This window comes from Coleofasciculus sp. F4-SAH-05, assembly GCF_040222985.1.
In the GTDB taxonomy this organism is placed as follows: Bacteria; Cyanobacteriota; Cyanobacteriia; order Cyanobacteriales; family Coleofasciculaceae; genus Coleofasciculus; species Coleofasciculus chthonoplastes.
In genome coordinates this window covers 18,672-31,574 of the sequence record NZ_JAVKBY010000011.1, presented here as the reverse complement: position 1 = coordinate 31,574, position 12,903 = coordinate 18,672, and the positions used below count along the sequence as shown (strand labels likewise).

The 12,903-nt window shown below is 46.9% G+C and carries 11 protein-coding genes and 1 pseudogene; 6 read left to right on the top strand and 6 right to left on the bottom strand.

From position 1 onward, the window contains the following. Positions 1–310: 310 nt before the first annotated feature. From RIG27_RS01175 to RIG27_RS01165, 3 genes are all read right to left on the bottom strand, one after another. On the bottom strand, positions 311–691 hold the full coding sequence (locus tag RIG27_RS01175; RefSeq protein WP_446341674.1) for a hypothetical protein: 381 nt from the start codon (positions 689–691) through the stop codon (positions 311–313). 14 nt (positions 692–705) lie between these two features. Beyond that, positions 706–2,190: a hypothetical protein gene (locus tag RIG27_RS01170; protein ID WP_446341672.1), complete on the bottom strand. Its 1,485-nt coding sequence runs from the start codon at positions 2,188–2,190 to the stop codon at positions 706–708. Between the two features lie 115 nt (positions 2,191–2,305). Continuing rightward, the gene (locus RIG27_RS01165; RefSeq protein WP_446341670.1) at positions 2,306–2,536 is read right to left on the bottom strand and encodes a helix-turn-helix domain-containing protein; all 231 of its coding nucleotides are present in this window, start codon (positions 2,534–2,536) and stop codon (positions 2,306–2,308) included. A gap of 376 nt (positions 2,537–2,912) precedes the next feature. Here RIG27_RS01165 and RIG27_RS01160 point away from each other — a divergent pair, with 376 nt between their 5' ends. The 3 genes from RIG27_RS01160 (at position 2,913) to RIG27_RS01150 (ending at position 4,376) form a co-directional block, all read left to right on the top strand. After that, positions 2,913–3,230: a hypothetical protein gene (locus RIG27_RS01160; protein ID WP_446341668.1), complete on the top strand. Its 318-nt coding sequence runs from the start codon at positions 2,913–2,915 to the stop codon at positions 3,228–3,230. An 8-nt stretch (positions 3,231–3,238) separates the two neighbouring features. Beyond that, positions 3,239–3,778, top strand: a complete 540-nt coding sequence (locus tag RIG27_RS01155; protein ID WP_446341666.1) for a hypothetical protein — start codon at positions 3,239–3,241, stop codon at positions 3,776–3,778. A 79-nt stretch (positions 3,779–3,857) separates the two neighbouring features. Then, positions 3,858–4,376: a hypothetical protein gene (locus RIG27_RS01150; protein WP_446341664.1), complete on the top strand. Its 519-nt coding sequence runs from the start codon at positions 3,858–3,860 to the stop codon at positions 4,374–4,376. A gap of 5 nt (positions 4,377–4,381) precedes the next feature. Here RIG27_RS01150 and RIG27_RS01145 read toward each other — a convergent pair whose 3' ends face one another. Then, on the bottom strand, positions 4,382–4,612 hold the full coding sequence (locus RIG27_RS01145) for a hypothetical protein (RefSeq protein WP_446341662.1): 231 nt from the start codon (positions 4,610–4,612) through the stop codon (positions 4,382–4,384). Between the two features lie 45 nt (positions 4,613–4,657). On the opposite strand from RIG27_RS01145, the gene RIG27_RS01140 reads away from it, so the two are divergent. Beyond that, positions 4,658–6,067 carry an IS110 family transposase gene (locus RIG27_RS01140; protein ID WP_446341660.1) on the top strand — a complete coding sequence of 470 codons (1,410 nt, stop codon included), beginning with the start codon at positions 4,658–4,660 and terminating at the stop codon, positions 6,065–6,067. 274 nt (positions 6,068–6,341) lie between these two features. Further along, positions 6,342–7,631: pseudogene (locus tag RIG27_RS01135) on the top strand (cytochrome P450); the annotation flags it as partial. Positions 7,632–7,675: 44 nt separating this feature from the next. On the opposite strand, the gene RIG27_RS01130 reads toward RIG27_RS01135, so the two are convergent. Beyond that, a complete protein-coding gene (locus RIG27_RS01130; protein WP_446341658.1) occupies positions 7,676–8,134 on the bottom strand; it encodes a dTDP-4-dehydrorhamnose 3,5-epimerase in 459 nt (152 codons plus the stop codon). Between the two features lie 312 nt (positions 8,135–8,446). Continuing rightward, the gene (locus tag RIG27_RS01125; protein WP_446341656.1) at positions 8,447–8,653 is read right to left on the bottom strand and encodes a hypothetical protein; all 207 of its coding nucleotides are present in this window, start codon (positions 8,651–8,653) and stop codon (positions 8,447–8,449) included. Between the two features lie 352 nt (positions 8,654–9,005). On the opposite strand from RIG27_RS01125, the gene RIG27_RS01120 reads away from it, so the two are divergent. Continuing rightward, complete coding sequence (locus tag RIG27_RS01120) at positions 9,006–11,954, top strand: tetratricopeptide repeat protein (RefSeq protein WP_446341654.1); 2,949 nt, start codon at positions 9,006–9,008, stop codon at positions 11,952–11,954. The last annotated feature ends 949 nt before the right edge of the window (positions 11,955–12,903 follow it).

Below are 12,903 nucleotides of genomic sequence, written 5' to 3'. Positions count from 1 at the left end.
TCAAAATTGGGTTATCCATTTGTCTGTCTTCTCTCAGGGTTGGGAGGTTGTGAAGGCAATCTGAGTTTTAGCGATCGCGCTTCTCTGTCTCTGATTTTACCTGATTCATACTCCTCACTTCGACTTGTGTGTACACGGTAGAATCTTGGGGGCGAATAAAATTTACCACTAGGGTCGCCTCTGACTCCCCGCCCCCTGATAGTTCGTATAAAGCGTAAACATTGTGACTTTCTACGACTTCTCTCCCTTGGTCTGAGTCAACTTGGGTTTGCCTTAAAACAGCTACACTCGTTACATCTGATCCATTTTGCTATATATCGATCGCCTCGTTTAGTTTCAGTAGAGCTGGGACTGGAAGTAAGTTTTGGACTGGGCTTGAGAGCAGGAACTCCCTAATCTCCTTTATCGGAATCTTTCCCCAAGTCGCGCCGTGCTTTTGCGGACTGGGCTGATCGACTAAGTAAAATGCGAGCTGCCACTTTTCTCTGAAAAGGAGAAACGTCCCATCTTCACTCCAGTAGAAAAATGCATAGGGGAGGGCGTCGTAGGCTAGCCGTTCTGCCTTGTTCCTAAAGTTTATGCAGTTATTCTCAACAGAACAGAGAGAGGGGTTCCTAGGATCTATGCATTTTCCTCCAAAGGGGCATTGCCCCGACGCCATGAAACTTAGTCCTTTGCCGACGCTGGACATACAATCTTACTCCTTCAGATATTAGACAAGAACAATCGCTTTGACTCTGGCGTCATTTCCCCTAGGGCTTTAACGTATCTCTTCCTGTGGCGTCTTTTACCGTTTCGCCACTCCCACCACCTTTCGTAAAGGTAGCCGCGTCCACTTTTGAGATTAATGTCATAGTGTTTCGGTTGCTCATCCTCTGGTTCCCCAGGTTCCCCAGGCTCTCTTTGTTCCCCAGGCTCTCCCTGTTCCCCCTGCTCCCCCTGTTCCCCCTGCTCCCCCTGCTCCCCTATTAGGGGACTTCTTTCGGGGTCTCCTAAAGAAAAGTCCCCTAACTCCCCCTCGACAAGATCTTCGACTCGCCTAATAAACGCCTCATAAATAGAGTCGATATCCGTCTCATCTATAGCGAAGGATACCCCGTTGCACCAATCCGAACTTTTTGCGATATAGAGGGATACCCCGGTAGTCCCCAGCGTCAGCGTGCCAGTATAGTTTTTGTAAATTAGGGTACAGAGACAGCCCGAAAGTCTTTTTTTCTGACGGTAATCGCGTGTAGGGGGTCGCTCGTTGTTGTCAGATTTCCCGCGATCGCCAGGAAAAGTTTGTAGGTGTTTGCAGGTGTTTGTAGGTCTGGGAACAGAGGTTGTCACGCGATCGCATATAGGGGATTCCGGCTCTGGCTCCTGTTCCGCGATCGCACATTCCCCCGCGCAGTTGTCCTCCGCCCTGCCGTCCGAGCCTTGCCCGTTTACCCCAGTGGGTGGCGCTCCTGCGACATCCAAGGAAACTTTCGAGGCTCCCTTATATAGAAGTCCCCCCGTTTGTCCCCTACTTGCCTCAATTTGTACCCTACCACTGTCCCGTTCTTCTCCAGCGGGAACGCCAGGGGCTTGGTCGAAACTGATCTGGTCACGGTCTAAATTGTCTTGTTTGCCAACGGTTGTATCGGGTTGTCCCCCAACGCTGTCTCGTTTTTCTCCCGGTAGACCGCCAGGGGCTTGGTCTAAACCGTCCTGGTCACAGCAGGGGGAGACCTCCGACTGGGGAGCGTCCACAGAGCATTTCTGGATTCGCAGCAACGCCGCATCAGACCATGTAATGCGCTGGGGCGGTTGCGTCGGCTTTTCGGGGAGGTCATCCAGGTAGATTGATCTAGAGTTGGTTTTAGCAGAGACCCGTCCAACCCAGATGATGGGGTCTATCAAGTATTGTCTTGCTGAGCACGAGGACTTCACCCGACAAACAAGATCACCGGGGCTAACCGTCGATGGACTCGCAATGACTCCATTAGGGTACACCCTTGGGCTGTCTTCCTGATTTAAATCCTGAGCATCGATGCTAGTGGTTCCGGAGGATTCACTACCACTGGGAGCGTCCATTCCTTTCGATGCCTTTAACCTTCTGGACTTTTCCTTTGGACGAAGCTTACGCGGATCAATTAATTCCGTGATATCTGTGGGTGACGCCGGTGCCTCGATCTCAAACTGGTTGACATCAAATAAAGTAGACATTTCCCTGGTTCCTCCTGTGGTCTCGTTTTTTTTGCGACCTCGCCCCCCCTTCGCAAGGGGGGATATAGTGGAAGTCCTGGAAAACTCAGGTTTTTTGAGGCTTGACTGGCTAAGTTTAGGGAAGCATCTCCCAGTTGAACCCAGCTTTTTGCATGAGCTGAATAAAAATCCGGACTTGTCCAAGGGTTAACCGAGGCTCATCATCCCCTTTTTCCCATCGCTGAATTGCCCGCCTCGAAACCCCAAAAATCTCAGCCATTTCAACCTGAGTCAACTCCAGGGCTTTCCTAAGAGTTCTAATCATTTCTCCGCTGGGGTTGCTATTTTTTTCTGATCGTTCTACCATTATGACATAGAAAGCGACGTATACGTCGCTTGGCAATAAAAGACAAAAGCCCAAGTCGGGGGCTAGGGAAGTGTCACATCTAACCTCGACTTGGATTCCCCAAGATATCACGCTTATTGCAGTCTACTAATCATGTCTGCAATAGAATTTAACCTTAAAAATAACGGCTATAGAAGAGACTGAGACGCTGTTATTTTGCGGATTCTGCTGGGTATTTTTGGGGCGAAGTGACGAAGATTATCAAAGGAGTCCCGCCTATCGAGTAACACAAAATCGGTCAGCTACATGAGCAAATCCTTGGCGCTTGTGCGGGAGGGGCACAGCCTTAGAGAGCAAACTTCTCCCGCCTTTTAGACCTTCTCGAACATCGAAAAACATGACTGATTATCCAGGTTTACCTAAAGACTCCGAGGCTTTTATCGACAAGCCTATAGATAAAGGCCCCCCATTACCCGTCCCAACGGACAACTCCCCTGAACGAATAAACGAACTCGATCTAGCCAAGCGTCGGGCGATCGATTTAATCGAGGACGGAGAACTCGCTGCGGGTTGGGTTTGGTTCGTCGTGACACTTTCGCAGTCCAAATGGAGCGACAGGTATCATGCCCCCCTTCTGCTGGGGAATTTCCTCCGTCGAGCAAATAAGCTGTCTACGCCTGAATTAATTAAGGAATTTATCGAAGATTTCACATAGAGGTATCCATGAAGCAAACAGACCAAATTCAGCAACATTTGCTGAAACTCCTGGAGACAGATCCAGATCTTACAGTTAGGTTGAACTTCTCCCCTGACGGCGCATTTTTCCTTTGGACTCAATTACTGCTATTAAGGCATCATCACGCCAACCAATCAGAAGATCCGCAACAAGCAATAACGGAGATAATTAACACTTTGGAAAAAGAGCTGAAGTTCTTAAGCCCGGTACTCTCTAAAATAATCAAGGGGTTACAGTGGGAGAATTTACTGGGAGCCTGCTACTCGGATTTGTCGCCCGACGTTTCGGCTGCTTGTTACAGCAGCGATGCTCAGGTTTCCGAGACCCCAGACCAACACGTCTTGAGAAAAGCCGAGTGTTTAGGCTCCTGGATCGTTGGCTACTACTACTACCGCAGTGCCAATGAGCTAAATTTCCATTTGGTCGGGAACTATCAGGAAGATCGCACGGCGAAGTGCGCATTGAGCTTATTGCGGAACTGCTACCCCCTTATGTCTTGGAGGCTTCTGTTCGTTTCCGACGTTTAATCATCCTTGCGGGAAGGGGACAAGGTTTCAGCTTGTACCCTAACCCGCGATCGCGAAAACAAACATCATCATTATCACCATGGACTCAATTATAACCAAAATACCGAGCGCATACTTCATGTATATTTCATTCTCCGGCGGGAACGGCGGAAGATGGATCAACCTAGCCCAAATAACAAATGTCACCGTCTGCCCTGTACAAAGCAGTGGAGACCTTCCAGACCTCAAGGTTCACTTTGCCGACAGACAATCGCTCCCGCTAGAGGGAAGCGCGGGAGAGCAATTAGTTCAGGAGTTAGAGGATATGTGTGAGCGTTTCGCTCAGATAACTAAACCTAACCCGGCAGACGATGAAGTTCGGTTGGTGCAGCTATTAATGTCACTCAGAAACTCTATGGTCTCCCTCAATTGTGTCGCTGAGACTTTACCGAACATCTCTAACCTTCAAAAAAAGGGGATGGCTGAAATCATCATCAAATTGAACCACAAGATGAAGGCTGAATTAGAACAAGTTTGCGAAGTTCTGGGAATAGAGCTAATTGAGCCGACCGAGACCACTCATCTCGTGGTCGAAATAGACTCTGACACCGAAGCATAGTCTGCTTACTCTCTCGCACCTAGCCACCCTGCCAGGGGTGGCAGGCTGCGGTAGAGATAGCGCATCTTTACCGTCTGACAGTTTGCTGTCAGTCGCTTGGGACTGGAGAGTATGCGATTAAACAGTGAAATGACCTTACGGTTGCTTCTTTTCGCGATCGCCCTCTCCAGCATCAAGCACCACTTAGGCAGTTGAAAGGTGAATTGGTGAAAACCCTGGGTGATTCGTGACTGCATAACTACGTGGGCGCACATACCCTAACTGAACCAGGAAAATAAAATATGCAACGATTTGTAGGCGTTGACATCTGCAAGGATCACTTCGTCTGTTGGACTCTGGAATTTCGCCCCCAGAACTTAAAACAATACTGGCGGGAGAATTTTAAGTCACGGTCTCGGAAACCTGAGGACGACGAATTGACATTCTATGTTACAAGCGCTGGGATTGATGGATTCTTGAGTCTTCGACCAACAGCCATCGCCATGGAGCCGACTGGTTTCTACTACTCTGAGTTTTTAGCTCGGGTTTGTGCGGCAGAAGGCATTCCCGTTTATTGGGTCGGACATGCAGAGGTTAATCATTACCGTCGGGGGCATCGACTCCCCGATAAAAATGATTTGGCTGACGCGCTTGCAATGGCGGCTTACCTCTGGGAGAACCACGACAAGCCTGAGTTCTTTCTGGAATTCTTTCCCGGTCCACCGCGACAACTGCGGGAACTGTACCTTAAGCTCCAGACCCTCAACCGTCAGCAAAACCCCTATATCAATCGGATTAGGCAACAGCTTGCCGTTGAGTTTCCTGAGGTCGCCATGTCTCAGTGTAAAGCTGGTGTAACGGGGGTTCCACCTTTGATTGGGTGGTTGGCTAATTCGGAGAATACACCCATATCCGCGAAAGCTCGGACGGATTACGCCAAGCGATGGAACGACTCCATTTCGCGGCGCTATGGCGGAACGATTTCCCCTTATACCCGCAAACTGGCTCAACACCTTTGTGATTTGTACCACTGGGAGAATCAATTGCAGGCTCAGATGAATCAGGTCCTAATGAGCGATGTCTTCGTTCAATACCGCAAGATACTAGATCGGTTTGGAATGAAGCCTCGAACCCAATCCATTATCATATCCCAAATCTACCCCATATCCCGCTATGATTCAATTGGCGGATTTAAAAAGCGGCTGGGCTGTGCTGGTGAAGAAGAATCCAGCGGGGATAAGCAAGGCTTCCGCACAACTGCTGGTTCAAAGTTACTGCGACAGGCGATGTACTTGTGGGTTCTTACCACCATCGCCCCAACTCGTAGCCGCCCCCAATCAGCTATCGGGCAAAAAATCGGGGCGTACTATGACAAGCAGAAAAACAAGCTCTATGGCAGCCAGTCGGAATTAACCGACCGCGCCGTGTCTCAGAAGCTGAAAGGTTTTGTCGGACAACTAGAACGGATGCTCAGAAACGAGTTAAGTCCCCTTGTTCGGAAGGACGGAATAGAATCATTACATCAAGCGTTGGGAGTGGTGGTAACGATGCTAAACGCAACGCTACTGGGAAACCTAGTTGAACCCATCTCTGACTCAGCTAACGAAACCGAAATAAAGAAGGGCTTCGGTAACTTAGTGATCATGCGAACAGCCGGTTATTCTTGCAAACTCTTGTTCAAAGAGTTGAAGCGGAACATTAACCAGAGCTAAAATCATCTTGATTCTATTGTTGCAGAGGGGGGGGAGGTATTAAACCAATCCCCCTTTGTATTTGGCTAGATTTTCAGAGTAAGGTGAAATCCCCACACTGCTAATGTAGTATGATTTTGTAGTATAGGCTCAATTCAAGACTGGCAGTGATTTTCCGACGAAGCAGACTACCAGCCGCGCCCTAGTGCAGCGCGGCAAAAATACAAGAGCCGCTTCGTAGATACGATGAAGCAGGGGGAGATATTAGCTGTTCAGTTATTTCTGCTTTCTTGCACTAGATAATTATGCTCAACGGTATGGAGATATGATCAAAATTGGCGGGGATAACACTCCTCCCTTTATCTATGTCAGCAATCCCCAGGCGATTAAAGAGATTTTTACGGCTGATCCAGAGTTATTTGAATCGGGTCGAGGAAATGGGGTATTACGCTATTTACTAGGGGATAACTCACTGCTGATGTTAGATGGTGAACCCCATCAGCGCCAACGCCGCCTGTTGATGCCTCCCTTTCATGGCGATCGCTTGCGAGAGTATGGTCAGCTTATTTGTGATATTACGGAAACGGTAACCGCAGAATGGACAGTGGGTCAACCGTTGATTATCCGTACCTATACCCAAGAGATTACCCTGCGGGTGATTTTACAAGCTGTGTTTGGCTTGGATCAGGGAAAACGTTACACCCAACTGAGACACCTGTTGAGTACCCTTCTGGCATCCTTTGATTCTCCCCTCAGTTCCACTCTGCTCTTTTTCCCTTGGTTGCGACAGGATTGGGGTGCGTGGAGTCCCTGGGGGCGTTTTTTGCAGTTAAAGCAGCAGATCAAACAGTTGGTTTTTGATGAAATTCGCGAACGTCGAGAGCAAGGGGATGAGTCACGAACCGATATTTTAACATTACTCCTATCGGCACGAGATGAAGCAGGTGAGCCGATGACGGATGAGGAATTACATGATCAGTTAATGACACTTCTAATTGCGGGTCATGAAACCACGGCGTCTGCATTGGTTTGGGCATTGTATTGGATTCATTATTTGCCAGACGTGCGTCAAAAGCTGCTTGAGGAATTAGAAACCTTGGATGCAGAGGGCGATCCGATGGCAATGTCTCGGCTTCCCTATCTGACAGCCGTCTGTCAAGAAACCTTGAGAATTTATCCCATTGCTCCGAGTACCTTCATTCGGATTCCTAAATCACCCATAGAAATCATGGGATATCAATTTGAAGCGGGTACAGCGTTGATGCCTTCTATTTATTTAGTTCATCATCGGGACGATATCTATCCCCAACCCAAGCAATTTAAACCGGAACGTTTTCTAGAACGGCAATATTCACCTTACGAATATTTACCCTTTGGTGGAAGTAACCGTCGCTGTATTGGTTCAGCATTGGCACTGTTGGAAATGAAGCTGGTGCTGGCGACTGTTTTGTCACAATTTGAACTGGCATTAACCGATAATCGTCCGGTGAAGCCGATGCGTCGCGGTTTAACAATTGCGCCTCCTGGCAACCTGCGAATGGTTCTCAAGCAGCGTCGGCAACAGAAAAAACCTGTGATGGTTTAATCTCATCTGTTGCCAATTATCGCCTGAATTGAGCAATGGTTCAATTAACCTACTGGTAATAATTGGGGGTTAGTCGAAGAATTGACTTCTGTTAACTTAGCTTGAGCCAATTCTAAATCGTAAGGGAATGGTGGTTTGATTGGCTGATAATCTCGTTCATGGGGTGTACCGTGACGCAAGACAGCCTTCACTACCACACAAGTTTCGGAACTGAGATTAATTGCACCATGAAGAATCCCGGCGGGGACTTTTACGACTGTTGGCTGAGCGTCAATTAAAGGAATATAATCATACTGACGATTTCTTAGCACCACTAAGACAAAAGTTCCCCGCACAACTAAAAGTTGATCGGTTTGAAATCGGTGAACAAATAGATCTTCCACCGTCGCAGGTGGAATCTGCACCAGTATGGTTTCGTGACTCGATTGGGGGGTGTAAAAATCGACTGTTCCGCCTTTGACCGATTCCAAGGGACGATCTTCGATGTTGTTGATTAAGCCCATGATCACTATCCCTCTTTTTTATCTCTATTGTTAATATAGAGGGTAACTATGTTAATTTATGTTACTAAATTGACAAAATGTGCTAATTCATGATAATCGGGGTTTGGGTCTTACGCGATCGCACAAGCTGGCTTTACCGTTGAACCAGCATCTGTAGGTGACGCTACAGCCCTCACCCCCAGCCCCTCTCCCAAGCCAGCCCTCACCCCCAGCCCCTCTCCCAAGCTTGGGAGAGGGGAGCAAGAGGGGAGCAAGAGGGGAGCAAGAGGGGAGCAAGAGGGGAGCAAGAGGGGAACAGTAAGACAGTTTGACCTATTTCCTGGGCTTGTTTACCGTTTTGAGCAACTCAGCAATTGACTTAAGCTGAGTTTGAGAGAAATATGCCATTGCCAGAATTACAGCAACCGCTACTCCGCCATACACCATCAGGGAACTGATATTCCCGGATTCAGGGGGTAGAGGCGGCTCAGGGGGAGTCGCTGTAACTAGGATGACCTGTTCTTTGTTATTATTGGACATAAGAATCCTTTGGTCTTTCGAGACCATAAACAACGGGTAAACAAATTAAAGAGCGTCATGGGTGTCAGCCAGTCGCTCAACTGAATTTGTAAGCAATCGAGAGCGTCTCTAGTTCTAGATAGGGGCGCTCAATTGCTTATATGGCAAGGATAGCACAAAATATACGGCAAGCTTACCGTATTTTCTAAAATAGTAAGTCAAAAATGACATAGAATAAAAACATCCAGGTTAGACGACGGTGTAAGGAGGAGCAATTCATGAACTCAGATCTTGAACCCGCGAAGGCGGGTTTCGTTTGTGTAGTTGCGGTTTCAACCGCCCTATTGAGGTGGTTATCGAGGGGGTTAGTAATATGAAAGTGTCTCGTTTTACTCCCAGTTTGATGCAGCATGAAGATTTAGAAGCCATCTTTGTGCAGCGTCATCAGTTAGCCGAGGATATTGTGGAACGCATTAGCGATAGTGTACTTACACCGTCGCCACATCACACGTTGCTGATTGGATCACGGGGTATTGGCAAAACCCATTTAGTCTCGTTGGTGTATCACCGGATTCGCAAGCAGGAAGCGTTGCAAAATCGCCTGTTAATCGCCTGGTTACGAGAGGAAGAATGGGGCGTTACCTCGTTTCTGGATTTGCTGTTGCGGATATTTCGGGCGCTTCAGGAAAATGATGGAGATTTTGCCAAAATCCAGGTAAAGGGGGGACGAGAAGGGTTAATTAAGCGGGTTGAATCACTTTATGAATTGTCGCCGGATGAGGCAGAACAGGCTGGGGCAGAATTATTAAAGGAAATCATCGGAGAGAATAGCTTACTCCTATTGATGGAAAACCTGGATGATATCTTTTCTGGGTTGGGTAAAAAAGGGCAAAAACAACTCCATGCTTTTTTGCAAGAGAATCCTGGCTGTATGATTTTGGCAACGTCTCAGAGTTTATTCGATGAGGTAAAAAAAGAGAAATCGCTGTTTTATAGGTTTTTCCACATTGATCACTTAGAAGATTTAACCGTTGAGGAAGCGATACAGTTATTAGCCAATATTGCCAGAGTTAGAGGCGATCGCGAATTAGAGTCCTTTATCCGACAGCCAAGGGGACGCGATCGCATCCAGGCGGTTCATCATCTGGCTGGGGGAAATCACCGGGTTTATGTGATTTTCTCAGAGTTCCTCACCCGCGAGTCGCTGGATGAATTAGTGGAACCGTTTATGCGGATGCTAGATGATTTGACCCCCTATTATCAGGCGCGGATGGCGTCTCTTTCGCCGCAGCAACGGAAGATCGTTGAATTTTTGTGCGATCGCCGCCATGGGGTTCCAGTCAAAGAAATTGCCCAGCGCTGTTTTCTGACGCATCAAACCACATCCAGTCAGCTTAAGGATTTGCGGGAAAAAGGGTATGTTATATCTGACGCGATCGGGCGGGAGTCTTTTTATGAAATGCGGGAAACCTTGATGCGGTTTTGTCTGGAGGTGAAGAAGCAACGGGGGGAACCGATACAGTTATTTGTCGATTTTTTACGGATTTGGTATACGAAGGAAGAGTTATTACAGCGATTAGGAGTAACAAATGATGATCTCCAGTATCAACAACGCCTAAAACCACTCCCCTCTGATGCTGTTCTAGAACGAGAATATATTCTGTATGCACTCCAGGCGATGGATAATGAAGAAGATGAAGATCCTCGCATCGCCGCGTGTTTGCAGGAGTATGAGAATTGTTTTGAGAAGAAAGATTATGTTAATGCTTTAGAACTAGCAGAGAAACTGGTGACAATTCGCGGTCAAGCAGAGGATTGGTTTAAACGCGGATTGTGCTTGAGCAATCTTCAACGCTATGAGGAAGCGTTGGTATCCTGTGAAAAAGCAATTGAGCTTGCTCCTAATTATGCACCAGTTTGGGTACTACGAGGCAAAATGCTGTACTATATCGAGCGCTACGAGGAAGCTTTTGCCTCTTGTGACAAAGCAATTGAACTTAACCCTAATTATGCACCAGCTTGGTTCAACCGAGGCACGATGCTATACAATATCGACTACTACCAGGAAGCCTTGGTCTCCTACGAACAAGCAATTGAGCTTGACCCTAATTATGCACCAGCTTGGTTTAACCGAGGCACGATGCTATACAATATCGACTACTACCAGGAAGCCTTGGTCTCCTACGAAAAAGCAATTGAGCTTGCTCCTAGTTATGCAGAAGCTTGGTGCAACCGGGGCGCAATGCTATATAATCTCGAACGCTATGAGGACGCTTTGGTCTCCTACGAAAAAGCAATTGAGCTTGCTCCTAGTTATGCAGAAGCTTGGTGTAACCGGGGCGCAATGCTATATAATCTCGAACGCTATGAGGACGCTTTAGTATCTTACGAAAAAGCAATTGAGCTTGATCCTGGTTATGCAGAAGCTTGGGGACGGCGAGGTTTGGTACTAAGTCAACTCAAACGTTACGAGGAAGGCTTAGTATCTTACGAAAAAGCAATTGAGCTTGACCCTAGTTATGCAGAAGCTTGGAGACTACGAGGTTTGATGCTAGACGAACTAGAACGCTATGAGGAAGGCTTAGTATCTTACGAAAAAGCAATTGAGCTTGACCCTAGTTATGCAGAAGCTTGGGGACGACGAGGTTTTGTGCTAGAGAAACTTGAACGTTACGAGGAAAGCTTAGTATCTTATGAAAAAGCAATTGAGTTTGACCCTAATTATGCAGCACTTTGGTTTAACCAAGGCTGGGTGCTAGACAATCTCGAACGCTACGAGGAAGCCTTGGTATCCTGTGACAAAGCCATTGAACTGGGGTTTCAAGACTCCTCTGTTTTCTTAAACCGTGCTATTGCCATTTTGGGATTAAATCGCTGGGATGAAGGGATTGCTGCACTGGAGAACGCATTTCAACGTTTTACCCTAGACGATGAAGCTGATGCAGATGATGCCAAGTTAATTACGCACATCTTGTTCAACAGCAGTAACAATGTGGAGATATGGCGATCGCGCATCAAAACCCTCATCGAACTTTACCACAAACACCAGGTTATTTCTACATTAGGACAGGGGCTTGTGAAAAGCGTTCCTACACTAATGTCAGAAATGGTTAGTGACAAAGCCGCACAAACCTGGCTGGAGGTGTGGCAAGAATTGGCGAGTGATTATCCTGAATTCCAAATCCCTCTCCGTCTTCTCAATACTGCTGTTCGCTATAAGGAAACAAAAGGCAATAAGCGTGTTTTGTTTAGCCTACCCATTGAAGAACGCAAGCTGCTAGAACCTTTACTGGGTATAGCGGACACATCGGCGGTTAAATAATCAGTCATGCATTGAAATTGGGTATTAGTAGCGAGCAAGATCCTCGCCCTACAAAGACTGCGCCATTCTTGACATTAAGGTTTAAATGCATAACAGCTTATTTCTCTCAGTAAGGTTGTAAGGCTTCAAGGGGATAATAACTGTTTAGGTGAACATGATATCACCTCTGAGAGTGATGGTTCCCCTTCTCCCGTGCAACAAAAGCGAAGCATCCTCTGTCCTCCCCCCTCTTGTAGGGGGGAACGAGGGGGGTGGGAGAAGGGGTTAGGGGATGAGGGGGAAACAACAAAAACGTGCGGCTAATCCATCAAATTAGGTATGCCGAGCCACTACAATTTGACTTCGGCGGTTAACTAATTCTCTCTATCCTTTCTAGTATAAATTCATATTGATTCCTGCGCTCAAATGTTCGCATTACCAATCATTTTGGCGAATTGGGATGATCCAAATCACAAAACTAATGTGCTTCCTTACTTGCACATCAAAAAGATAGAACTTACGCAATTTGAGGATGCAAACCCTATTGATAGGGGCAAGGTGGGCATTGCCCACCCTACAGTCTTGAACGAACAAATGTCTGGGCTTATTTCCAGTCTGATCAGGACGTTTTTAATATTTTTTAACCCATTGATGAGTTTTATTAAATATCTTCACATTACTTTATAAGTCGGGTAGGACTCTGCCACGCTGTCGTTGTCCCTTTAGTCCATACGGTCAGCCAACTTCATTCATTGATAGCCCTTGAACGGAATTTTTTTTCTGCTTCTTCCCGTCAATCTTTACTCTAACTTTATTTGTTTAGTCAATTAAAAATGAAAACTTGTCAAAAACTTCATCATTTTATTCCTACAATTAATAGATAGAGGGTGTAAAAAGGTAATGTGTATCGATGAAATCAGGCAAAATGAAACGTTCTCTCTACTAATTGTCGCCAGCTCAAACTATTTTT